Origin of the sequence: Devosia sp. A16, from assembly GCF_001402915.1 — a bacterium.
GTDB lineage: Bacteria > Pseudomonadota > Alphaproteobacteria > Rhizobiales > Devosiaceae > Devosia_A.
Map to the genome: position 1 here is coordinate 4,083,092 of NZ_CP012945.1, position 20,948 is coordinate 4,104,039.

Here is a 20,948-nt window from a genome sequence, read left to right on the forward strand (position 1 = left end):
AGGGGGACGCCCCGCGGCCGCTTGTTTGGCTATTCGCTATTCGCCAAACACCATTCGCTCGGAAACCATGGCCAAGTTACCCAACAAACCGGCGATGATCGTCACCGGCCCGATCGCGGAAAACCGCCGGGCCCGCTACGATTACGAGATCACCGACACGCTCGAGGCTGGCATCGTGCTGACCGGCACCGAGGTGAAGTCGCTGCGCACCGGCAAGGCCCAGATCACCGAGGCCTACGCTTCGCCGGAGCGCGGCGAGTTGTGGCTGATCAATGCCCACATCCCGGAATACCTGCAGGCCAACCGCTTCAACCACGAAGAGAAGCGCCCACGTAAGCTGCTGGTGAAAAAGAAGGAACTGGCGCGCCTCAGCCAGGATGTCGAACGCGCCGGCAACACCATCGTGCCGATGAAGCTCTATTTCAACGAGCAGGGCCGCGCCAAGCTGCTGATCGGCGTCGGCAAGGGCAAGAAGAGCTACGACAAGCGCGAGACCGAGCGCAACCGCGACTGGAACCGTGACAAGTCGCGGATCATGAAAGAAGGCGGGCGAGGGTAGTCCCGCCTCGTTCGCTGTCGCTGGGCATTGGATAAGGCCAGGTCTTTAGTCGCAATTCCCGACCGAGAGAGACTGCCCCCTCCCGGCCTCCCCCATAAAGGGGGAGGTGAAGAGTCGAGGCTCTGTCTTCGATCGCGCCAAATGCACCAGAGGGGCACCTCCCCCATAATGGGGGAGGATGGGAGGGGGCAGTCTGCTCCCTTTCCATCGCCTCGCATTGTCGAGTTGTTCCTTACTTCAGCGCCTCGCTGAAGAACTTCGCGAACGAACTCTCCACCAGGGCGCTGACTTCGGGCTGGTCGCTGTAGAAGCCATAACCGTGATCAGCCTCGGGGACGAGCACGATCGAGGCGGCGGGGTAGGCGGCGACGACGGCCTCGTTCTCGGCCGGCTTGATCACCTCGTCCTTGTCGCCGTGCACCACCAGCATGGCGCCCTTGTAGGCACTGATGCTCTCGAGCGGCTTCGAAGCGAGAAGCTCGTCGAACCATTGCTTGCTCAGCTTCTGCTGCTGCCCGAACATTGTGGTGTAGTCGGCATAGCCCTTGTCGCTGGAAGCTTCGGCATAGAGTCGCTCGTACTCGGCTTCCGATCCGCCGGCGAAGAACAGCAGCAGGTCCTTGCCCGGATTGGCGGATGGAGCGAGCAGGCCCATCGCCTTGTAGGGGTTGCCTTCGGATTCGCCGATGGTCAGCGCGATCCGGCCGCCCATGCTGTAGCCGAGAATACCCAGTCGGTTCGGGTCGGCGGGAAAGTTCGCCAGCAGGTAGGCGAGGCTGGCGTTCGAGTCCGAGATCATGTTGCTGAGGTAGCCCTCGGTGAAGGACTCCTTGCTGTCGCCGCTACCGGGGAAATCCATGCGGATGGTCAGGATGCCGGCATCCGCCAGCGCCTTGGCGAGGCGGGTGAAGCCGCCGCCTTCCTGCCTGCCGCCACCGTGACCGTGGTTCATCACCACCGCGGGGAAGGGGCCCTCGCCGTCCGGAACCACCACCGTCGCCGGCACGGCGCGGGCGCCGTTCATCACGGTGACCTCGCTCACTGTCTCCGCCTGCGCGGCCGTTCCGGCCAAGAGGGCGAACGAGGCGGCCAATATCGACAGTCCGGTCTTCACGGCATGCATAGGCGCTTCCTTTTGGAGTGTTGAGAAAAACAGCGTGAGAAGGTTGTCATCCGGAATCTGCGGATGTCAACGAAGGCCGGATGTCGATGAGGGCCGTTCATCCCCGGATCGCTGCGGCCGCGCGCCCCACCACATCCTCGAACATCTGCGTGGTCAGCACCCCGGTATTGGTGTTGTAGCGCGAGCAGTGATAGCTGTCGAACAGTGTGGCGCCGCCAGAAAGCCGGTGTTCGGCGCCATGGCCGAACGCGAACCTGGCGCGCTTTTCCCCCAGGGTCGTCAGCAGTGAATCGTGGGCGATACGGCCGAGTGCCAGGAAGGCGCGCGGCCGATGATGGGCGATTGCGGCGCCGAGAAACGGCCGGCAGGTTTTGATTTCGTCGCCGGTCGGCTTGTTCTGTGGCGGCACGCATCGCACCGCGTTGGCGATGAGGACGTGCTGCAATTCCAGCCCGTCATCGGGGCGCTGCCGGTAGTGCCCGGTGGCGAGTCCGAACTTCTTGAGCGTGGCGTAGAGCAGGTCGCCGGCATAGTCCCCGGTGAACGGGCGGCCGGTGCGGTTGGCCCCTTTGAGGCCAGGCGCGAGGCCGACGATCATCAGGCCTGGATGCTCATCCCCCCAGGTCGGCACCGGCGCGTTAAAGAAATCCGGGTAGGCGCGCTGGTTGTCGTGGCGAAACGCCACGAGACGCGGGCAGCGCGGGCAGTCGTGCGGCGGGTTGGTTTCGGGCAATGGGTACCGTCGAGTGGAGCAGCATGAGGGAAAGGTCTCCCGACTTTTCCGGCGCGCGCGCGCGACAATCAAGCGATTCCAGCATTGCCCGCCGGTCGAACGAGAATGCCGGGGAACTCAACTGCCCTTGTGGTCCGCCGTCGCCATGGCGCGGTCGACGGGGGCGGCGCGCTCCGCGGGTGCCGACGCGCGCTCGGGCGGCGGCGTACGTCCCACGGTCTTGGCCAGATCGGCAACATCCATGAAGAAGTCCGCCTGTCGGCGCAGGTCGTCGGCGATCATCGGGGTCGGCGTGGTCAGCGTCGAAACCACCGTGACACGCTTGCCCTTGCGCTGCAGCGCCGCGACCAGAGCGGTGAAATCGCCATCGCCGGAGAACAGCACCAGATGATCGTAGTACTGGCTCATCTCCAGGGCATCGACGGTAAGTTCGATGTCCATGTTGCCCTTGATCTTCCGGCGTCCCGACGCATCGGTGAACTCCTTGGCCGGCTTGGTGACGACGGTGAAGCCATTATAGTCGAGCCAATCGATGAGCGGTCGGATCGAGGAGTATTCCTGGTCTTCGACCAGGGCGGTGTAGTAGTAGGCGCGCAGCAGGTAGGCCTTGGACTGAAACTCGGCGAGCAGCCGCCGGTAATCGATGTCGACGCCTATGGCCTTGCTGGTGGCGTAGAGATTGGCCCCATCGATGAAGAGAACTGTCTTCTCGCGCGGATCAATTGACATGCCCGTTCTCCTGACCGGGGCGGCCGGCCTCTCAGGCTGCCCGGCATAAACTATCGTTGGCTTACCGCTAGGATCGAAGGGTAGCCTATTTAAGGCGTGGTCCGCTCCCTAAGTTCGGAATACGCGCTTAATCCCGGGAATTTGCAATCCCCATAAATTTGGAGGGAGCCGGTCGGGTTTCGAGTTATGAGCCCAAGTCATTGTTTCGTCACACGAAACAAAAACTGCGTAGATCGCGCTTGGTTGTGGCAAAAACACGCTGTTGTGTAGCGGGGGCGAGAACCTTGCTCCCATCGGTCGGCTCGTGTATGAGGACCCCTTGATCCCACAACATCCTGGAGACGTACGTGGCCCGCGTCACCGTCGAAGACTGCATTGAAAAGATCGAGAACCGCTTCGATCTCGTGCTGATGTCCGCGCACCGCGCTCGCATGATCTCGGCCGGCTCGTCGATCACCGTCGATCGCGACAACGACAAGAACCCTGTCGTGGCGTTGCGCGAGATCGGCGATGGCACCATTTCTCCCGAGGACCTGCGCGAGGATCTGATTCACTCGCTGCAGAAATATGTCGAGGTCGACGAGCCCGAGAAGCACGCTGCGCCGCTGCTCGATGCCAACGCCGACGAAGACAGCGACACCTTCGATACCATCTCGGAAGACGAACTGCTGCGCGGTATCGAATCTCTCGCCCCGCCGGAGCGTCGCGACGATTGATCGTCGCCTGATCTCGCATATATAGTCTTGAGGCGTCGGGCGTTTCCGCCCGGCGCCTTTTTGTTTGCATCGTCGCTCGCGCGGGATCAGGAAGTGTCCTGGAGCGTTTTCAGGAAAAGTTGCAGACTTTTCCGGTTCGAGAACGTGACCAAACCAAAGACCTGGAGCATCTCACCGTTTCAGAATAACGGTGAGATGCTCTGGGACGGTTCCGGGCAATCTCGCGCCGTTGCGACGTAAGCCGCCGAGGCGGGGCCGCGTAGGAGAGTGCGGCAACCCTATGATGCGTCAGTACGAACTCGTCGAACGGGTCCAGGCCTACAACCCCAATACCGACGAGGCGCTGCTCAACAAGGCCTATGTCTATGCCATGCAGAAGCATGGCACGCAGAAGCGCGCCTCGGGCGACCCGTACTTCGCCCACCCGCTCGAAGTTGCCGCCATTCTCACCGATCTGAAGCTCGACGATGCCTCGATCGCAGTGGCCCTGCTGCACGACACGATCGAGGATACCGATGCGACCCGCGCCGAGATCGATCAGTTGTTCGGCCCCGAGATCGGCGCCATCGTCGACGGGCTGACCAAGATCGAGCGGCTGCAACTGGTGACGCGCGAGGAGGCGCAGGCCGAGAACCTCAGAAAGCTGCTCCTCGCCATCTCCGCCGATGTGCGGGTGTTGCTGGTTAAGCTCGCGGACCGGCTGCACAACATGCGCACGCTCGACTTCATGCCGGAAAACAAGCGCAAGCGCATCGCCACCGAGACGATGGATATCTATGCGCCGTTGGCCGGCCGCATGGGCATGCAGGACATGCGCCAGGAACTCGAGGACCTGGCGTTCCGGGTGCTGCAGCCCGACCACTACAAGGCGATCACCGACCGCCTCGACGAGATGAAGTCGGAATTCGCCGACACCATCAAGACCATCCGGACCGAGCTCAGCGAAAAGCTGAAGGGCGACGGCATCGATGCCAGGGTGTCGGCGAGGGTGAAGTCACCCTGGTCGATCTTCACCAAGATCGAGCGCAAGCAGATCGCGCTGGAGCAGCTGTCCGATATGATCGGCTTCCGGGTGATCGTGCCGACGGTAGCCGATTGCTATCGTGCGCTGGGGATCGTCCACACCAACTGGAAGGTCGTTCCGGGCCGCTTCAAGGACTATATCTCGGTCCCCAAGCATAACGACTATCGCTCGATCCACACCACCATCGTCGGGGTAGGGCGGCAGCGCGCCGAGCTGCAGATCCGCACCGAGGAGATGCACCGTATCGCCGAGCTCGGCATCGCCGCGCATGCCCTTTACAAGGAGGGCGCCACCGACATCCACAAGATCGAGAACGAGAGCAAGGCCTTCGTCTGGCTGCGCTCCACCATCAGCCATCTGACGGCCGGCTCCTCGACCGAGGATTTCCTCGAGTACACCAAGCTCGAGCTGTTCCAGGATCAGGTGTTCTGCTTCACGCCCAGGGGCCGGTTGATCGCGCTGCCGCGCGGCGGCACCCCGATCGATTTCGCCTATGCGCTGCACACCGATATCGGCGACACCTGCGTCGGCGCCAAGATCAATGGACAGATCGTCCCGCTGGTGACGCAACTGCGCTCGGGCGACGAGGTCGAGATCATCCGCGATCAGAACCACCTGCCGCCGTCGAACTGGGAGACCATCGCCGCCACCGGCAAAGCGCGGGCCGCGATCCGCCGCGCCGTGCGCCAGCAGGCGCAGGCCCGCGCCTATGCGCTGGGCGAACATATGGTTTCGATGCTGCTCGAGCGCGAGGGCACCGGCCTCGACGACGGTGAGTTCAAGGTGCTGGCCGAAGGTCTCGGTCAGCCCGGCAAGCGCGACCTGCTGATTGCACTGGGCGAAGGCAAGATCGGCGGCGAGGAGCTCGACACCCAGGTCATGGAGGTGAAGGGGATCAAGCGGCGGCGCAAGAAGATCGACCTGCCGGTGCCCGACAAGGCCGAAGGCTGGTTCGCGCTCAAGGCCACGGACGAGTTCCGCTTCCGCGTCCCGGGCAATCCGCGCTCCGGTCCGCGCGCCAAGGCGGCGCTGACCCAACTCGATTTCAACACCCGTGTCGAGGTTTCGCCCGAAGGCGTGGTGCCGGGCGATCGACTGGTCGGCATCATGACGCCCGATACCCCGATCACCATCTACCCGATCCACTCCGACGCCCTGTCCGAGCTCTACGACAGCGACGTCGCCTGGATCGACGTGCGTTGGGACATCGCCGGGCGCGAGGAGCGCGATCATCCCTGCGTCATCTCCATGCAGGCGCAGAACAAGCCCGGATCGCTGGCGCAGATCTCCACGGTGATTGCGGCCTGCGAGGCCAACATCCATAATCTGGTGATGCGCATGGAATCGCCCGATTTCCATCGGTTCATTTTCCAGATCGAGGTCCGCGACCTCGCCCAGCTCACCGATGTGCTGAACTCGCTGAAGCTGGCGGCCGGGATTTCTGACGTACAGCGCGCCAGTGTCGCCGAGGCGCGCTCGCTGGATCGGCTGGAATGGACTGCGCCCGAACGGCAAGAGGAGCCCGCGTGACCACCGACGAAGTACTGGACCTGTTCCGCGAGAGCGGCGCCTTGCTCGAGGGGCATTTCATCCTCTCCTCCGGCTTGCGCTCGCCGATCTTCCTGCAGAAGGCCAAGGTGTTCATGCACCCGGCCAAAGCAGAGAAGCTCTGCCGCGCCCTGGCGCAGAAGATTCGCGCCGAAGGCTATGGTGACGTCAGCCAGATCGTCTCTCCGGCGGTGGGCGGCATCATTCCGGGCTACGAGACGGCGCGACACCTTGGGGTGCCGGCGATCTACACCGAGCGCGTCGAGGGCAAGTTCGAACTGCGCCGCGGCTTCGAACTGCAACCCGGCGAAAAGGTGATCATCGTCGAAGACATCGTCTCGACTGGTATCTCGATCCGTGAGTGCATCGAGGCGATCCGCAAGACCGGCGCGAATGTGGTGGCCGCTGCGTGCCTGATCGACCGGTCTGCCGGTGAAGCCGAAGTCGGCGTGCCGCTGGTCTCGCTGGTCCAGTACAAGGTGCCGGCCTATCCGGCCGATGCCCTGCCGCCGGAACTCGCGGCCATCCCGGCGGTCAAGCCGGGGTCGAGGGGGCTGTCATGATCATCGGTCTCGGCAACGACCTGTGCGACATCAAGCGGGTCGAGAAGACTCTGGAGCGCTATGGCGATCGCTTCACGCATCGGATCTTCACCGAGCTCGAGCGACAGAAATCCGATCGCCGGGCGCAGCGCGCCGCGTCCTACGCCAAGCGCTTCGCCGCCAAGGAAGCCTGCTCGAAGGCCCTGGGGACCGGCCTTAGTTTCGGCGTTTATTGGCGCGACATGGGCGTCGTGAACCTCCCTTCGGGCAAGCCGACCATGAAATTGACCAATGGCGCTGCCCGCATTCTGGAGCGGCTTGTTCCGGCCGGTCACAAGCCACATATCCACCTGACCATTACCGACGACGGCGGCATGGCGCAGGCGTTCGTCATTATCGAGGCGCTGCCGGTTGACCAGGCGGCGGCCCTCCCGTAACCACTTGCCCCCTGGGGGCAGAGGCGAGAAATGAGCCAGTCCATGTCGAAAGCCGAAGCCAAGGCCGGCAAAAAGAAGAACGAGCTGCTCGAGACGATCATCGTGATCATCGAGGCGCTGGCGATCGCGCTGATTTTCCGAACCTTCCTCTATCAGCCCTTCTCGATTCCGACGGCTTCGATGCAGCAGACGCTGATGATCGGCGACTATTTCGTCGCCAACAAGTGGGCCTGGGGGTTCGGCAAATACTCCTTCCCGATCGCTCTGCCGTTCAACGGCCGCCTCTTCGGCAGCGAGCCGCAGCGTGGCGATGTCGCCGTGTTCCGCAACGAAATCACCAACGAAGACTATATCAAGCGGGTGATTGGCATGCCGGGCGACCGCATCCAGATGAAGGCGGGGCGCCTCTACATCAACGGCACCATGGTCGAGCGCGAGCAGATCGGCACCGCCGAGGACACCGACAGCTACATGACCACCGTGCCGGTGATCGTTTACACTGAAACTCTGCCCAATGGCGTCAAGCACACCATCCAGGAAATCTCCGACAACGAGCAGCTCGACAACACCGCCGAGTATGTCGTTCCCGCCGGGCACTTCTTCATGATGGGCGACAACCGGGACCGCTCTGCCGACAGCCGGGTGCTGAACCAGGTGGGCTACGTGCCGCTCGACAACCTGATCGGCAAGGCCGAGGCGCGCTTCTTCTCGATCAAGAACAACCTGCCGCCGTGGCAGCTGTGGGAATGGCCGGCCAACGTGCGTTGGGATCGGATGTTCCAGTCCGTGAACTGATGGGGAAGGGACGTTCGCACGAAAAGCTCGAGGCTCGTCTGGGATATCGGTTTGCCGACCCGGACCTGCTCGATCGGGCGCTGACCCATTCGAGCGCCGTCTCGCCTGGCAAGCGCATCGAGCGCTCCTACCAGCGGCTCGAGTTTCTCGGCGACCGCGTGCTCGGTCTGGTGGTGGCCGACATGCTCTATCGGCGGATGCCCAAGGCCAATGAAGGCGAGCTGTCGCGCTCGCTGAATACCCTGGTGCGCAAGGAGACCTGCGCGGCCATCGCCCGGCAGCTCGATCTCGGCTCCGAAATGAACCTCGGCGACAGTGAGGCGCGCACCGGCGGCGCCAACAAGGACGCCATCCTTGGCGACATTGCCGAGGCGGTGATCGGGGCGATCTTCTGCGATGGCGGCCTGGGCCAGGCCTACGAGATCGTCGAGCGGCTGTTCGGCGAGCAACTCGCCCATGCCGGCCACGTCCGCGCCGACCCCAAGACCACACTGCAGGAATGGGCGCAGGGCCGGGGGCTCGAGCCGCCGCTCTATGCCGAGATCGAACGCACCGGCCCCGATCACGCGCCGGAATTCACCATTGCGGTGCGGTTGGGCAACTTCCCGGCCATCACCGCCACCGGCCCCTCCAAGAAGCTGGCCGAGCACAAGGCCGCCGAGGCTTTCCTCATCCGAGAGAAGGTCTGGCGCGACACCATATGACCGACAAGAACGAAATGCCCGAAGCCGCCGAACTGCCGGTGGCGGGCGAAAACACCCGCTGCGGCTTTGTCGCGCTGGTCGGCGCGCCGAATGCCGGTAAATCGACACTGCTCAATGCGCTGGTGGGCACCAAGGTCTCGATCGTCACGCACAAGGCGCAGACGACGCGCTCGATGATCCGAGGCGTGGTCACCGAGGGCGACGGCCAGATCGTTTTCATCGACACGCCGGGCATCTTCGCCCCCAAGCGACGGCTCGACCGCGCCATGGTGGACGCAGCCTGGAGCGGGGCAGGCGATGCGGACCTCGTGGCGCTGATCGTCGACGCCGAACGTGGCGTCACCCCCGAGATCGAAGCGCTGCTGGAGGGCCTCGAGAACGTGCCGCACCCCAAGGTGCTGGTGCTCAACAAGGTCGACCTGATCAGGCCGGAAAAGCTGCTCAAGCTCGCCGAAGACCTGAACGGGCGGCTGCGCTTCGAGCGGACTTTCATGATCTCGGCGCTATCAGGCAGTGGCGTGCAGGATTTCCTCGACTGGGCGCTCGAGCGCATCCCGCTCGGTCCCTGGCACTTCCCGGAGGACCAGCTCACCGACCTGACGCTGCAGATCACTGCCGCCGAAGTGACGCGCGAGAAGCTGTTCCTGCGCGTCCATGACGAGATCCCGTACAACGCCACGGTCGAGGGCGAGAAGTTCACCATCAACAAGGACGGTTCGTACCGCATCGACCAATTGATCTACGTCACCCGTGACACGCACAAGAAGATCATCCTGGGTGCCGGCGGCCAGACCATCAAGGCGATCGGAGCCGAAGCGCGCAAGGAACTGATGGAGATCTTCGAGGTGCCGGTGCACCTGTTCATCTTCGTCAAGGTTCGCGAGAAATGGGGCGACGATCCCGAGCGCTATCGCGAGATGGGGCTGGAGTACCCGCACCAGAAGTGAAGCGCGCGGAGGCGTGACAGTCCATGCAGTGGGACGGTGAGGGCCTCATAGTCGGCGTTCGCCGGCACGGCGAGTCGAGCGTCATCGCCGAAGTGATGGTCGAGGGCAGGGGGCGGCAGCTCGGGCTGATCCGGGGAGGCCGTTCCTCCAAGCTCGCCGCGACCCTGCAGCCCGGCAACTCCGTACAGGTCAGCTGGCGGGCGCGGCTGGAGGAGCATCTGGGCACCTTCACCCTGGAGCTGCTCGAGGCCCGCGCCGCCGGACTGATCGCCGATCGGGCAAAACTCTATGCCAGTCAGATCGTCTGCGAGCACCTGCGCCTGCTGCCGGAGCGCGACCCGCATGACCGCCTGCTCGGGCTGGCCATTCGCATTCTCGACCAGCAGGGCACTCTGCTCGAGCTCGGTGCCTCGGTGGCGCGCTTCGAGCTGATCCTGCTCGACGAGTTGGGCTTCGGTCTTGACCTCGCGAGCTGCGCTGCAACCGGCGTGACGCGCGAACTGACGCATGTCTCGCCAAAATCGGGCAGGGCGGTGAGCCGCGCCGCCGCCGAACCCTATCTGCCCCGCCTGTTGCGACTGCCGCCATTCCTGATCACCAGTGCCGATCCCACTGGCGACGATGTGGCCGACGCCTTCCGGCTGACCGGGCATTTCCTGGACATGCATGTGTGGATGCCGCGGCAACTGCAGCCGCCTGCGATCCGCGATACATTTGTTGAACTGGTATCAAAGCCCGACGTTTGATCGATCGACGCGGGACTGCTGGGAGAAATCGAGAATGGCGGATCACCTGCGCATCGATACGGCATCGCTGGTCATCGCCGCGCCGGCCGAGACCATCTACCGGGCGTTCGTCGATCGCGAGGCATTGCTGGCGTGGTTGCCTCCACAGGGGATGACCGGCGAACTCCTCGAGTTCGAACCACGCCCGGGTGGCGCCTTCCGAATGGCGCTGCACTACGACGCACCCGGCCACGGCAAGACCACCACCGATACCGATGTCGTCGAATCCGAGTTCGCCGAACTGGTGCCTGGGCGGCGGGTCGTGCAACTGGTGCGCTTCAGAAGCGATGACCCCGCCTTTGCCGGCACGATGCGTATGGTCTGGGACCTCGAGGCGGCCCAAGGCGGCACGCGCGTCATCTTCCTTGCCGAGGACGTGCCCCCTGGCATCAGCAAGGAGGACCACCACGAGGGGTTGAGGTCTTCGTTGGACAATCTGGCCAAGTACGTGACGGGGAATTAGGGGGCGGCTGCTCATCTCACCCCGGTCACACCGTGAGTGGGGAGCGCGGCTATCCGAGAACTGACTAAGCGTATTTCGCCGGCTTTGGCCCGGGAGATGGTGGCGGCTCCTCGCCGCCGAGCTTGCGCCGGAGCTTGCCGAGCGCCAGCGACCGCATCTGCAACGGGGTCGCGCTCAACGGGGCGATGACCACCACCTCGGTGCCGGTCGCCTCGTCGATGGCGGCGACGCGCATCTGCTGGCCGAGTTGCGTAAACTCGAAGAGGACTCGCTGCCCGGAAGGGTGTCGGCCGGCCGGACGATTGTCGTCGGGGCCGGCCATCTCGATCAGCCCTGGGCGAAGTTGACGATGCCCTGCGCGTCGAACTGGTAGACGTCGTCGCGGAAGCTCACCGTGCCCTGCCGGTTGGCCCAGGCGGTGATGTAGGTTGTGTGGATCGGGACCTGCACGTCGAGCTTGATATCCTCGCGCATGCCTTGTTCCCAGGCAGCCATCACGCTTTCCGGGGTCCAGCCGCCGCCATTGTCGCGCAACAGCCAGGCCACCAGCTCCTCGATGTTCTCGCAGCGCATGCAGCCCGACGAGTGGAAGCGGGCGTTCTCGCCGAACAGCGCCTTCTGCGGCGTGTCGTGCATGTAGACGTCGTACTTGTTGTAGAAGTCGATCTTGCAGTGACCCATCGAGTTCTCGCCGCCCGGGTCCTGCCGGAAGGTGTACTTCACCGCCTCGGTGGTCTGCCAGTTGATCGCCGTCGGCGGAATCTCGTTGCCCTTGCCGTCGAAGATGCGGATGCGGAACTTGGTCAGGTACTCCGGATCCTCGTTCATGTACTTGATCAGATCCTTCTCGATGATGCTCTTGGGCACCGTCCAGTAGGGATTGAATTTCACCTGGAAGATCTTGGAGTTGAGGATCGGCGTCGCGCGGTCGACCTTGCCGACCACCGAGTTGTGGCGCTGCACCACCTGCGCGCCCTCGACCGCCTCGACCATGGCAGCCGGAATATTCACCACGACGTACCGATCGGAGAGCGCCGAAGCCCACTGATCGATGCGCTGCGCGTTGAGGCGGAGCTGGTTGAGGCGGTAGTCGGCCGGCACGGACAGCGCGTAGAAGGTCGCTTCGTCCACGGTGCCGTTGATGACCAGGCCATGGCGGGCCTGGAATAGGCGCACTGCCGCGTCGAGCCCCGCATCGAACTCGTCGTTGACGCGCTTTTCGAGCGGCATGTCGCCGTTGATCATCAGGCGACGCTTCAACAGCGCAGCGGCGCGGCGCGACACGCCCAGCTTCAGCCCGAAAGTTTCGCGTGTCGGCGCTTCCCAGCTGCCGTTGGCAGCGATGAACGCCTCGTAGTTCTGGATGGCGAGCTGCAGGTTGTACGAGGTGTCGTAGCTGAGGATCGGCTCGATGGTATCGACGAGGCTCTTGGCGGTCGCGGTGTTGCCCTCCTGGTCGACGTTCTTGATCCGGTTCTCCTTGTTGAGGGAGTCCCAGAAGTTGTCTTCCTGCGCCCGCGCGATCGCCGGCATCGCGAGACCAGCGCCCATCGCCGCCATGGAGGTGAGGAGGTTCCGTCGATTCAGTCGCATCAAGTCACCCAAAGTCGCCAATCCGAGAGGTTGTCCCTCATAGCATCGACCCCGGAATAGCTCCAACGCGGTCAAGCAGGTTTGAACTGCCGGACGATCGGACGCACAGGACCCAGGGACTTGCGGCGACGAGGGATCGATCCGCAATTGGTTCGATGCAATAGCTGCATTCTGGGCATAAATAAGAAACGCCGGCTTAAAGCCGGCGTTTGCTGAACCTGTTGTGGCAAGGATGCCACACTGGTTGGGTGAGCTTTGATCGAGATCAGAGCTTGTAGAGGATCTGGTCGACCCAGAAGCGCTCCAGCCGACCCAGCGCCTTGTTGAGGCCCTCGAAGGTCTCGCCGTTGAGGCCGCCGACCTTTTCGATCGACTTGAGGTGACGATCGTAGAGTTCGTCGATCACCTCGGCCACTTCCTCGCCCTTGGGGGTAAGGCGGATGCGAACCGAGCGGCGGTCGGAGCGCGAGCGCTCCTGGAAGATGTAGCCCGTCTCGACCAGCTTCTTGAGATTGTACGAAACGTTCGAGCCCAGGTAGTAGCCCCGCGAGCGCAACTCGCCGGCGGTCATCTCGGCATCGCCGATGTTGAACATCAGCAGCGCCTGGACGGGATTGATGTCGTCCCAGCCCATCCGGTCGAACTCGTCCTTGATCAGGTCGAGCAGCCGGCGATGGAGCCGTTCGACACGGCTGACGGCTTCGAGGTAGAGCGGCTTCAGCCCCTGGGCTTCTTCCGGAACCATTGCCTCTGCGGCGTTGGATTTGATTGCCATTGTTGCCTCACTGTCCTGTCGTCTTGCGCGATTTCTTCGCGTCTCATAGGCCCCAAATTACGGGGGCCCAAATAAGATCGCCTTAAGCCGTAGACTTAAAACTATCTTACGGAAAAAGTTCAGGAATTTGGCTTTACGAGAGGTAACCGCGGGTCAGAAAATTGTAACCTGAATCGTCCGTTACCGACCCTTGCGAGCGCCTAGTCGTGGGCGCGGCGCAGCCGGAAGTTGAGGAAGAACAGCACCGCGATCCCGCCCACCATCAGCAGTCGCAGGGCGAATCCGAAGGCCCCGATCTCCACCCCGGGTACGCCGCCCAGATACAGCGCCAGCTCCACCACGGTGGCTCCGACCAATAGCACCGCGCCCCAACTGGCGCGCAGCCACAGGCCGACCGCGGCGAACAGGCGGGCGAGGCAGAAGACGGTGAGGAACGCGAAGCCGGTCGGGCCGAGCTGGGCGATCGGGCTGACCGCGCCCGACGAAACCCCGAGCAGACGCGACGCATCGGCTAGCCCGAGCAGCAACGCGACGATGGCGATGATCCGCAGGTAGCGTCCGGCAAGTTCGCTCTTCAAATCCATAGCGCGTGGATAGCGCGGATGGCTGAGTGCGACAAGCGCAGCCTTGGCGCGAAGCGCCGGCGCCTGATAGAAGCGCGGCGACCCTAGAGCGCTCGGCAAGGTTGCGGACTTTCCCGGCTCGCGAGCGCCACAACCAAGGACTCGGAGCATTTCACCCTGCCACGCATGGGGGAGGCTCCTACGGAGCGTCTGGATGAGCACGAACTGGCCCAAGCACGACATGAGCTTTCTCGGTGGTCGGCGCCAGCGACGGCTGCGCCGCACCGGCTGGATGCGCAACATGGTGCGCGAGACCGTGCTCACCCCGCACGACCTGATCTGGCCCCTGTTCATCATCGAGGGACGCAACGAACGCACCGCCATCCGTACCTTGCCCGGTGTCGAGCGGTTGAGCGTCGACCTCGTGGTCGAGGCGGCGAAGGCCGCCGCCGCCCAGGGCATTCCGGCGCTGGCGCTGTTCCCCAATACACAAGACGACCGTCGCAATGCTGACGGCAGCGAGGCCTGGAATCCGGACAACCTCACCGGGCAGGCGGTTCGCGCCATCCGCGATGCCGGGGTCGAGATCGGCCTCATCACCGATGTGGCGCTCGACGAGTACTCGTCGGACGGCCAGGACGGGCTGGTCCGCGGTGGCGAGATCCTGAACGACGAGACGGTCGAGGCCATGGTCAAGGCCGCGCTGATGCAGGCAAGGGCAGGGGCCGACATCATTGCGCCCTCCGACATGATGGATGGCCGCGTCGCCGCCATCCGCCGGGCGCTCGACGACGAGGGGTTCGACCACGTCGCCATCATGGCCTACTCGGCCAAGTTCGCCTCGGTCTATTACGGTCCGTTCCGCGAGGCGGTGGGCTCTGGTAGCCGGCTGGTCGGCGACAAGCGCACCTACCAGCTCGACTACGCCAACTCGGACGAGGCCATGCGCGAGGTGGCGCAGGATATCGCCGAGGGCGCCGACATGGTGATGGTGAAGCCGGGAATGCCGTATCTCGACATCATCCAGCGTTGCAGCGACGCCTTCGATGTGCCGCTCCTCGCCTACCAGGTGTCAGGCGAGTACGCGATGATCCGCTTCGCGGCCGAAGCCGGGGCCATCGATGGCGAGGGCGCCATGCTGGAGAGTCTCGTGGCCTTCAAGCGGGCAGGGTGCGATGGCGTCCTCACCTATTTCGCGCTCGAGGCGGCGCGGCTGCTGAACAAGTAGATCCCAGGAGCCGGTGGCTGCGGACCCCCACCCTTGATCCCTCCCCGCAAGGGGGAGGGGGACTACAGCCTCGATGTCAGTGTAGGGATCTCCCTCCCCCTTGCGGGGAGGGGACAAGGGTGGGGGGCAACCCGCACCGGATCAGCCTTTTTCCGCCCGACCACTTGTGTGGGACCTCATGGTCCCCATCTCTTGCTCATGAACCAGGGCAACACCATGAGCGATCACCTTCCCGACCCGTCCAGCGCGCCGGAACTGTTCGATGGCGTCTTGCTGCGCCGCGCTGCGGCGTGGCTCATCGACTGCGTGATCATCACCTTCATTACCATTGCGGCGCTGCTGGTCGGCGGCATTTTCGGCATCGTGACGCTGGGGCTTGGGCTGCTGGCGCTGCCGATCATCATTCCGGTGGCGATCCTGGGCTACTACGCCGCGACGCTCGGCTCGCCGATGCGCGCCACGGTCGGCATGCAGATGATGGATATCGTCTTGACCCCGGTGCGCGGCACGCCGCTCAACGGTTGGAGCATCCTCATCCACCCCATCCTGTTCTGGGTGACGGTATGGATCTCCTGGCCGTTCTCGATCCTGTTCGCGCTGTTCACCCCCCGCCAGCAGATGCTGCACGATCTCATCGTCGGCACGCTGATGCTGCGCCGTTCGCCCATGCAGCGCTTCTGGCGCTCCGGCGGCATGCACTCCGCCTGATCCCGGTGCGCTGAGGCATGATGGACCATTGCCGGGCCATCAGGTCGCGTCTATCCTCTGGGCATCGCTCGAAGGACGACGATGACCGATCAGACGCCCGAGAACACCCAGCTCTTCCTCACGGCGGCGATGCCATGTCCGTATCTGCCGGGTCGTCAGGAGCGTAAGCTCTTTACCCACCTGACCGGTCGCCGGGCGGCGTCGCTCCACCATCTGCTGAGCGACAATGGCTTTCGCCGCAGCCAGAACCTGATCTACCGGCCGGCCTGCGACGGCTGCTCCGCCTGCCAATCGGTCCGCATCGTGGCCCAGGAATTCTCGCCCTCGGCCCGTTATCGCCGTGTCCTCAAGGCCAACGCCGATATCGCCGTGGAAGTATGCCAGCCGCGCGCCACCGCCGAGCAGTTTGCACTGTTCAAGCGCTATCTCGATGCCCGCCACGCCGGCGGCGGCATGACCCAGATGAGCTTCGTCGACTACGAGTACATGGTCGAGGATACTCCGGTGCAGACCGTGGTGGTCGAGTATCGGATGACCTCGCACCCGCAGCGCCCGCTTGTCGCCGTCGCGCTGACCGACGTGATGCCCGACGGCCTGTCGATGGTCTACAGCTTCTATGATCCGCTGCTCGACAAGCGCGGGCTCGGCAACCTGCTGATCCTCGATCATATCGAGCAGGTGAAGCTGGCGGCGCTCACCTATGTCTACCTCGGCTATTGGGTGAAGGATTCGCCCAAGATGGCCTACAAGGGCCAGTTCCGGCCGCTCGAAGTGCAACGCGGCCCGTTGGGCTGGCGTCGGCTTGAGTAAGCCTCAGCGCTTTCCCCTCAGCCAGCGCGAGAACGCCCGCAATTGTTGCAACTGCGGCAGCCAGCGCATGTGCAGACGGCGGCGTAGCGTCATTCCCACCTTGATCGGGTGGTAGATGCGATTGGGCTGGCGGAACCGACGCGGCGCGTCGCCAAAGTAGCGGAAGCCGCGCGGCGGCCGGTAGGCATGCGTGGTGCGCGTCGACTTGAGATCGGCGAAAGTACCGTCATAGTGCAACCCGCGTCGCTCCCCCGGCACCAGCGCATCGTCGCCGCCGATCTCGGCGACGACGAAGCCGTCGGCCCGCGCCATCGAAGGCAGCACCATCTCGAAATGCCCGTGCCAGCCGGGCTGCAGCAACGTGTCGCGATAGTGCTCGAGCAGGCGGCGGGAGATGCGCGAGATCGGCATGAACACCACCAGCGGGTCGGCTGGAGCCGATGCCGGCTGGCGATAGATCGGGGCGAAGTGAAAGGTCGGATCGGCGCTGAGCGGCCGGATGCGGGTGGTCAGCAGATCGCCGTCATAGGCCGCAGCCGCGCTGAAGAATGTGGCCCAGTCGCCGGAGAAATCAACGTCGTACTCCACCAGCCAGAACCGCTCATAGGCCGCAAGCCGGGACGACAGGAACGCCGTGAGCCAGACCAGATCGACGTAGCCCCACGGGTCGGGGCGCTGCAGATATTCCTCGTAACGCAGTGGGAAATGCGGCGCACTGTCGGCCATGCGGACCACCACGTCGGGTTGCAGCCCTTCGGGCAGGACGTGCTCGTCGTTTCCCTGCTGGTAAACGAGGAAGACGTCGAGCACCCCTTCGGCCTCCCGCCGAAGCCGGGCGTAGTGCGCGGCGATTTCAGGGGTCCAGACGTGCGTGACGAATGTCGCGCAGTCGCGGCGGTGCGTAGGCTCAGTCAAGGTGGGCTATTCTCCGGCGTCGTCCTGCTCAGTGCGGAAGCTCCTAATGGCGCAGGGGAGGGTCCCGCCGCAACAGCCGATTGCGCACCAGCACCCACCGATCGCCAAGATGCTTCCAGCGGAACGCCAGGCGCGTTGCCAGGGGAAGGTCGGACTTGACCGGGTGGTACAACCGATCGGGCTGACGGAACACCCCGGGGGCTTCGACGTAGTAGCGGAACGACCGGGGCGGCCGGAAGGTGAAGGTGGCGGCCACTTTGCCGACCATGCGCGGCGTCGTGTAGTGGAGGCCACGCCGCTCGCAAGGGGTATGGTCGGTATCGCCGCCGATCTCACGCACGAGGAAACCTCTCGACGCCGCAAAGGAGGGCAGCACCATTTCGAAATGCCCGCCCCAATCCTCCCGTTCAAGTTCGCTGCGATAGGCCTTGATGAGCGCTCGGCTGGCGCAGACGATCGGGAAGAAGCCGATCAACGGCTCGGGCAGGCCCCCCGGCTGCCGATAGCCCCCGGCGTTCCACCAGCCGGGCGTCACGCTGAGCGGGCGGAGGTCGACGCCCAGCAGATCGCCGTCGTAGTTCACGGCCTGCCCAAAGAACGTTGCCCAGTCGCCGCTGAAATCGACATCGTACTCCAGCGCCCAGACCCGTTCGTAGCTGGAAGCCGGCGCCATTCCCGCGGCTGTCATCCATACCAGATCGGCCGAATGGAACGGCCAGTTGCTGCCGCCCTCGGCGATCCGGTTCGGGAAGATCGCTGCGATCTCGCCACCGGCCACTACGATGTCGGGGGTCATACCGGCGGGAACCGCCTCGCCCTGGTAGACCAGCAGCACGTCCAGCAGGTGGCCGGCCTGTCGCTGCAGCCGCCGATAGTGCGCCGCGATGCTGGGACTCCAGCGATGCGTGACGAACAGCACGCAGTCGCGAGCGGCCACTAGCCGACGAACCGGTTGTTGCGCGGGAACCCGGTCGGGGGCTGCCGACCGGCCGAGGCCCGTTCGCCGAGCCACTCGGTCAGCTCGGCCATTGCCTTGGTATAGGTTCGGCCAGAAGAATCGGTCCAGGTGAGCCCCGCATCGGAGGCGAAAGTCTTGAGGTCGCTCAGCCCGCCGTCCTTGTATTTCTGCAGCCGCACGCCTTTGCCCCGGCTCATTTCGGGAAGCTCTTCGAGCGGGAACACCACCATCTTGCGGTTCTCGCCGATCACCGCGAGCATGTCGCCCTCGACCGGGGCGATCACCCGCGCCTCCTCGGTGCCAGAGACGTTCAGCACCTGCTTGCCCTTGCGGGTATTGGCGATCAGTTCGTCCTCGGCGACGACGAAGCCATCGCCCTTGCGCGAGGCAATGACCCGCTTGCGTCCGGGCCGGTAGACGAACAGGTCGACCAGGTCCTGGCCCTCCTCGATATCGACCATCAGCCGTACCGGCTCGCCCTGGCTGCGGCCGCCGGGCAGGCGATCGCCGGCCAGGGTGAACACCTTGCCCCCTGTCGACAGCAGCAGCAGCTTGTCGGTGGTCTGGGCGTGGATGAACAGCTTCAACCGGTCGCCGGTCTTGAAGCCCTTCTCATCGATTTCCGTGGTGTGCCCGCGCATCGAGCGAATCCAGCCCTTCTCGGAGAGGATGACGGTGATCGGCTCGCGCTCGATCATCTGCGTCGCCACTTCCTCGTGGTCGATCTCCATCGCCTGGGCAAAGTCGGTCTTGCGGCCCCATAGCGGATGCGGGGTGACACCGTCCTTCTCGAACTTCGGATAGGCCTTCTTCAGTTCGGCGATCTGTTTGGCGATCTCGCCCCACTGCCGCCGCTCCGACGCGATGAGGGCGTTGAGATGGGCCTGCTCCTCGCTCAGGGTCTTGTGCTCGGTCCTGAGCTCGATCTCTTCGAGCTTGCGCAGCGAGCGCAGCCGCATGTTGAGGATCGCTTCCGCCTGCACGTCCGTCAGGTTGAAGGTCGCCATCAGCGAAGCCTTGGCGTCGTCCTCCTCGCGGATGATGCGGATCACCTCGTCGAGGTTGAGATAGGCGACGATGTAGCCGTCGAGCACCTCGAGCCGGCGGGCGATCTCGGCCAGCCGGTTGTTGGTGCGGCGCACCAGCACGTCCTTGCGGTGCTCGAGCCAGGCGACGATCGCTTCCTTGAGGCTCATCACCCGCGGCACCACGCCGCGGTCGAGCACGTTCATGTTGAGCGAGATGCGCTGCTCGAGGTCGCTGAGCTTGAACAGTTGCTCCATCAGGATCGCCGGGTCGACCGTGCCGGCGCGCGGCTCGATCACCAGCCGGACGTCGTCGGCGCTCTCGTCGCGGATATCCTTGAGCAGCGGCAACTTCTTGTTGAGCAGCAGCTCGGCGATCTTTTCGACCAGCTTGGACTTCTGCACCCCATAGGGAATTTCGGTGACGACGATCTGGTAGACGCCGCGGCCCTTGTCTTCCCGTTGCCAGCGGGCCCGCAGCCGGAACGAGCCGCGGCCAGTCTCGTACGAATTGAGGATCGAAGCCTGGCTTTCCACCAGGATGCCGCCGGTCGGAAAATCCGGCCCGGGGATATAGTGCATCACATCGGCGGTGGTGGTGGCGTCGCGCCCGTTATTGATCAGGTGCAGCGCCGCGTCGCAGATCTCGTCCACGTTGTGCGGCGGGATCGATGTGGCCATGCCGACGGCGATGCCGGTCGAGCCGTTGGCCAGAAGGTTGGGGAAGTTTGCCGGCAGCACCGAGGGTTCCTCGGTGGCGCCATCATAGGTCGGCTTGAAGTCGACCGCGTTCTCGCCGATGCCTTCGAGCAGCCGCGAGGCCACCTCGGTCATGCGGGCTTCGGTGTAGCGGTAGGCCGCTGCCCCGTCGCCGTCGATATTGCCGAAATTCCCCTGGCCGTCGACCAGCGGATAGCGCATGGCAAAATCCTGCGCCAGGCGGACCATCGCGTCGTAGATCGACTGGTCGCCGTGCGGGTGGAAGCTACCGATCACGTCGCCGACCACCTTGGCCGATTTCTTGTAGGCGCCACCCGGATCGAGCCGCAGCAGCCGCATGGCGTGGAGAATCCGGCGATGCACCGGCTTCAGGCCGTCACGTGCATCGGGCAGGGCGCGTTGCGTGATGGTGGAGAGGGCGTAGGAGAGATAGCGCTCTTCGAGCGCCTGGCGGAGGTCTACGATCCGCTTGCTCTCGCCATCGGGCGGAACGGTATCGGGATCGTCGCTCATCGTGTGGTCTCAGTCGTGCGAATCATCTGCGCACT

23 protein-coding genes are annotated in these 20,948 nt (G+C 64.2%); 13 read left to right on the plus strand and 10 right to left on the minus strand.

Features of this window, described 5'->3' with window-relative positions; genetic code table 11:
• Positions 1-94: 94 nt before the first annotated feature.
• On the plus strand, positions 95-559 hold the full coding sequence (gene smpB, locus APS40_RS19565; RefSeq protein ID WP_055049745.1) for an SsrA-binding protein SmpB: 465 nt from the start codon (positions 95-97) through the stop codon (positions 557-559).
• A gap of 232 nt (positions 560-791) precedes the next feature.
• Here smpB and APS40_RS19570 read toward each other — a convergent pair whose 3' ends face one another.
• From APS40_RS19570 to APS40_RS19580, 3 genes are all read right to left on the minus strand, one after another.
• On the minus strand, positions 792-1,682 hold the full coding sequence (locus tag APS40_RS19570) for an alpha/beta hydrolase family protein (RefSeq protein WP_055048645.1): 891 nt from the start codon (positions 1,680-1,682) through the stop codon (positions 792-794).
• A 97-nt stretch (positions 1,683-1,779) separates the two neighbouring features.
• Positions 1,780-2,415, minus strand: coding sequence for a uracil-DNA glycosylase (locus APS40_RS19575; RefSeq protein WP_055048646.1), 636 nt, complete (start codon positions 2,413-2,415; stop codon positions 1,780-1,782).
• 117 nt (positions 2,416-2,532) lie between these two features.
• Complete coding sequence (locus tag APS40_RS19580) at positions 2,533-3,144, minus strand: LabA-like NYN domain-containing protein (protein WP_055048647.1); 612 nt, start codon at positions 3,142-3,144, stop codon at positions 2,533-2,535.
• Positions 3,145-3,491: 347 nt separating this feature from the next.
• Between APS40_RS19580 and rpoZ the strand changes: the two genes are divergently transcribed.
• From rpoZ to APS40_RS19625, 9 genes are all read left to right on the plus strand, one after another.
• Positions 3,492-3,860, plus strand: coding sequence for a DNA-directed RNA polymerase subunit omega (gene rpoZ, locus APS40_RS19585; RefSeq protein WP_055048648.1), 369 nt, complete (start codon positions 3,492-3,494; stop codon positions 3,858-3,860).
• Positions 3,861-4,140: 280 nt separating this feature from the next.
• Positions 4,141-6,414, plus strand: coding sequence for a RelA/SpoT family protein (locus APS40_RS19590; protein WP_055048649.1), 2,274 nt, complete (start codon positions 4,141-4,143; stop codon positions 6,412-6,414).
• Positions 6,411-6,995, plus strand: a complete 585-nt coding sequence (pyrE, locus tag APS40_RS19595) for an orotate phosphoribosyltransferase (RefSeq protein ID WP_055048650.1) — start codon at positions 6,411-6,413, stop codon at positions 6,993-6,995. Before APS40_RS19590 ends, pyrE begins: the two co-directional genes overlap by 4 nt.
• Entirely contained in the window at positions 6,992-7,411 is a 420-nt protein-coding gene (acpS, locus tag APS40_RS19600; RefSeq protein WP_055048651.1) for a holo-ACP synthase, read from the plus strand. Before pyrE ends, acpS begins: the two co-directional genes overlap by 4 nt.
• Before the next feature lie 30 nt (positions 7,412-7,441).
• Positions 7,442-8,206 carry a signal peptidase I gene (gene lepB / locus APS40_RS19605; RefSeq protein WP_236884139.1) on the plus strand — a complete coding sequence of 255 codons (765 nt, stop codon included), beginning with the start codon at positions 7,442-7,444 and terminating at the stop codon, positions 8,204-8,206.
• On the plus strand, positions 8,206-8,910 hold the full coding sequence (gene rnc, locus APS40_RS19610; protein WP_055048653.1) for a ribonuclease III: 705 nt from the start codon (positions 8,206-8,208) through the stop codon (positions 8,908-8,910). Before lepB ends, rnc begins: the two co-directional genes overlap by 1 nt.
• On the plus strand, positions 8,907-9,857 hold the full coding sequence (gene era / locus APS40_RS19615; protein ID WP_055048654.1) for a GTPase Era: 951 nt from the start codon (positions 8,907-8,909) through the stop codon (positions 9,855-9,857). Before rnc ends, era begins: the two co-directional genes overlap by 4 nt.
• A gap of 23 nt (positions 9,858-9,880) precedes the next feature.
• Positions 9,881-10,603 (plus strand): DNA repair protein RecO, encoded by a 723-nt coding sequence (recO, locus tag APS40_RS19620; RefSeq protein ID WP_055048655.1) that lies wholly within the window; start codon positions 9,881-9,883, stop codon positions 10,601-10,603.
• Positions 10,604-10,637: 34 nt separating this feature from the next.
• A complete protein-coding gene (locus tag APS40_RS19625) occupies positions 10,638-11,105 on the plus strand; it encodes an SRPBCC family protein (protein ID WP_055048656.1) in 468 nt (155 codons plus the stop codon).
• Positions 11,106-11,169: 64 nt separating this feature from the next.
• Here the strand turns inward: APS40_RS19625 and APS40_RS19630 are convergent, their stop codons facing one another.
• The 4 genes from APS40_RS19630 to APS40_RS19645 all read right to left on the minus strand — a co-directional run bounded on the left by APS40_RS19630 (position 11,170) and on the right by APS40_RS19645 (position 14,156).
• The gene (locus APS40_RS19630; protein WP_055048657.1) at positions 11,170-11,427 is read right to left on the minus strand and encodes a DUF6898 family protein; all 258 of its coding nucleotides are present in this window, start codon (positions 11,425-11,427) and stop codon (positions 11,170-11,172) included.
• Positions 11,428-11,432: 5 nt separating this feature from the next.
• Positions 11,433-12,698 (minus strand): L,D-transpeptidase family protein, encoded by a 1,266-nt coding sequence (locus APS40_RS19635; protein WP_082434544.1) that lies wholly within the window; start codon positions 12,696-12,698, stop codon positions 11,433-11,435.
• A gap of 265 nt (positions 12,699-12,963) precedes the next feature.
• Positions 12,964-13,473, minus strand: a complete 510-nt coding sequence (gene ldtR, locus APS40_RS19640; protein ID WP_055048659.1) for a transcriptional regulator LdtR — start codon at positions 13,471-13,473, stop codon at positions 12,964-12,966.
• Between the two features lie 200 nt (positions 13,474-13,673).
• A complete protein-coding gene (locus APS40_RS19645) occupies positions 13,674-14,156 on the minus strand; it encodes a hypothetical protein (protein WP_156343003.1) in 483 nt (160 codons plus the stop codon).
• Positions 14,157-14,250: 94 nt separating this feature from the next.
• Between APS40_RS19645 and hemB the strand changes: the two genes are divergently transcribed.
• The 3 genes from hemB (at position 14,251) to APS40_RS19660 (ending at position 16,782) form a co-directional block, all read left to right on the plus strand.
• On the plus strand, positions 14,251-15,264 hold the full coding sequence (hemB, locus tag APS40_RS19650; RefSeq protein ID WP_055048661.1) for a porphobilinogen synthase: 1,014 nt from the start codon (positions 14,251-14,253) through the stop codon (positions 15,262-15,264).
• 216 nt (positions 15,265-15,480) lie between these two features.
• Positions 15,481-15,972, plus strand: a complete 492-nt coding sequence (locus APS40_RS19655; RefSeq protein WP_197279369.1) for an RDD family protein — start codon at positions 15,481-15,483, stop codon at positions 15,970-15,972.
• An 81-nt stretch (positions 15,973-16,053) separates the two neighbouring features.
• Positions 16,054-16,782: an arginyltransferase gene (locus tag APS40_RS19660; protein WP_055048663.1), complete on the plus strand. Its 729-nt coding sequence runs from the start codon at positions 16,054-16,056 to the stop codon at positions 16,780-16,782.
• Positions 16,783-16,785: 3 nt separating this feature from the next.
• Here the strand turns inward: APS40_RS19660 and APS40_RS19665 are convergent, their stop codons facing one another.
• The 3 genes from APS40_RS19665 to parC are packed head-to-tail and all read right to left on the minus strand — an operon-like array spanning position 16,786 to position 20,913.
• Positions 16,786-17,697: a hypothetical protein gene (locus APS40_RS19665; protein WP_156343004.1), complete on the minus strand. Its 912-nt coding sequence runs from the start codon at positions 17,695-17,697 to the stop codon at positions 16,786-16,788.
• Between the two features lie 43 nt (positions 17,698-17,740).
• Positions 17,741-18,634: a hypothetical protein gene (locus tag APS40_RS19670; RefSeq protein WP_055048665.1), complete on the minus strand. Its 894-nt coding sequence runs from the start codon at positions 18,632-18,634 to the stop codon at positions 17,741-17,743.
• Positions 18,634-20,913: a DNA topoisomerase IV subunit A gene (parC, locus tag APS40_RS19675; protein ID WP_055048666.1), complete on the minus strand. Its 2,280-nt coding sequence runs from the start codon at positions 20,911-20,913 to the stop codon at positions 18,634-18,636. The genes APS40_RS19670 and parC overlap by 1 nt, the downstream gene beginning before the upstream one ends.
• Between the last annotated feature and the right edge of the window lie 35 nt (positions 20,914-20,948).

What these genes read in the sequence shown, in the direction of transcription:
- APS40_RS19655 (WP_197279369.1), top strand. Translation starts at nt 15,481, where the DNA reads ATGAGCGATCACCTTCCCGACCCGTCCAGCGCGCCGGAACTGTTCGAT.
- APS40_RS19580 (WP_055048647.1), bottom strand. Translation starts at nt 3,144, where the DNA reads ATGTCAATTGATCCGCGCGAGAAGACAGTTCTCTTCATCGATGGGGCC.
- parC (WP_055048666.1), bottom strand. Translation starts at nt 20,913, where the DNA reads ATGAGCGACGATCCCGATACCGTTCCGCCCGATGGCGAGAGCAAGCGG.
- APS40_RS19570 (WP_055048645.1), bottom strand. Translation starts at nt 1,682, where the DNA reads ATGCATGCCGTGAAGACCGGACTGTCGATATTGGCCGCCTCGTTCGCC.
- recO (WP_055048655.1), top strand. Translation starts at nt 9,881, where the DNA reads ATGCAGTGGGACGGTGAGGGCCTCATAGTCGGCGTTCGCCGGCACGGC.
- lepB (WP_236884139.1), top strand. Translation starts at nt 7,442, where the DNA reads ATGAGCCAGTCCATGTCGAAAGCCGAAGCCAAGGCCGGCAAAAAGAAG.
- APS40_RS19660 (WP_055048663.1), top strand. Translation starts at nt 16,054, where the DNA reads ATGACCGATCAGACGCCCGAGAACACCCAGCTCTTCCTCACGGCGGCG.
- APS40_RS19590 (WP_055048649.1), top strand. Translation starts at nt 4,141, where the DNA reads ATGATGCGTCAGTACGAACTCGTCGAACGGGTCCAGGCCTACAACCCC.
- APS40_RS19625 (WP_055048656.1), top strand. Translation starts at nt 10,638, where the DNA reads ATGGCGGATCACCTGCGCATCGATACGGCATCGCTGGTCATCGCCGCG.
- smpB (WP_055049745.1), top strand. Translation starts at nt 95, where the DNA reads ATGATCGTCACCGGCCCGATCGCGGAAAACCGCCGGGCCCGCTACGAT.
- acpS (WP_055048651.1), top strand. Translation starts at nt 6,992, where the DNA reads ATGATCATCGGTCTCGGCAACGACCTGTGCGACATCAAGCGGGTCGAG.
- APS40_RS19630 (WP_055048657.1), bottom strand. Translation starts at nt 11,427, where the DNA reads ATGGCCGGCCCCGACGACAATCGTCCGGCCGGCCGACACCCTTCCGGG.
- era (WP_055048654.1), top strand. Translation starts at nt 8,907, where the DNA reads ATGACCGACAAGAACGAAATGCCCGAAGCCGCCGAACTGCCGGTGGCG.
- ldtR (WP_055048659.1), bottom strand. Translation starts at nt 13,473, where the DNA reads ATGGCAATCAAATCCAACGCCGCAGAGGCAATGGTTCCGGAAGAAGCC.
- rnc (WP_055048653.1), top strand. Translation starts at nt 8,206, where the DNA reads ATGGGGAAGGGACGTTCGCACGAAAAGCTCGAGGCTCGTCTGGGATAT.
- hemB (WP_055048661.1), top strand. Translation starts at nt 14,251, where the DNA reads ATGAGCACGAACTGGCCCAAGCACGACATGAGCTTTCTCGGTGGTCGG.
- APS40_RS19635 (WP_082434544.1), bottom strand. Translation starts at nt 12,698, where the DNA reads ATGCGACTGAATCGACGGAACCTCCTCACCTCCATGGCGGCGATGGGC.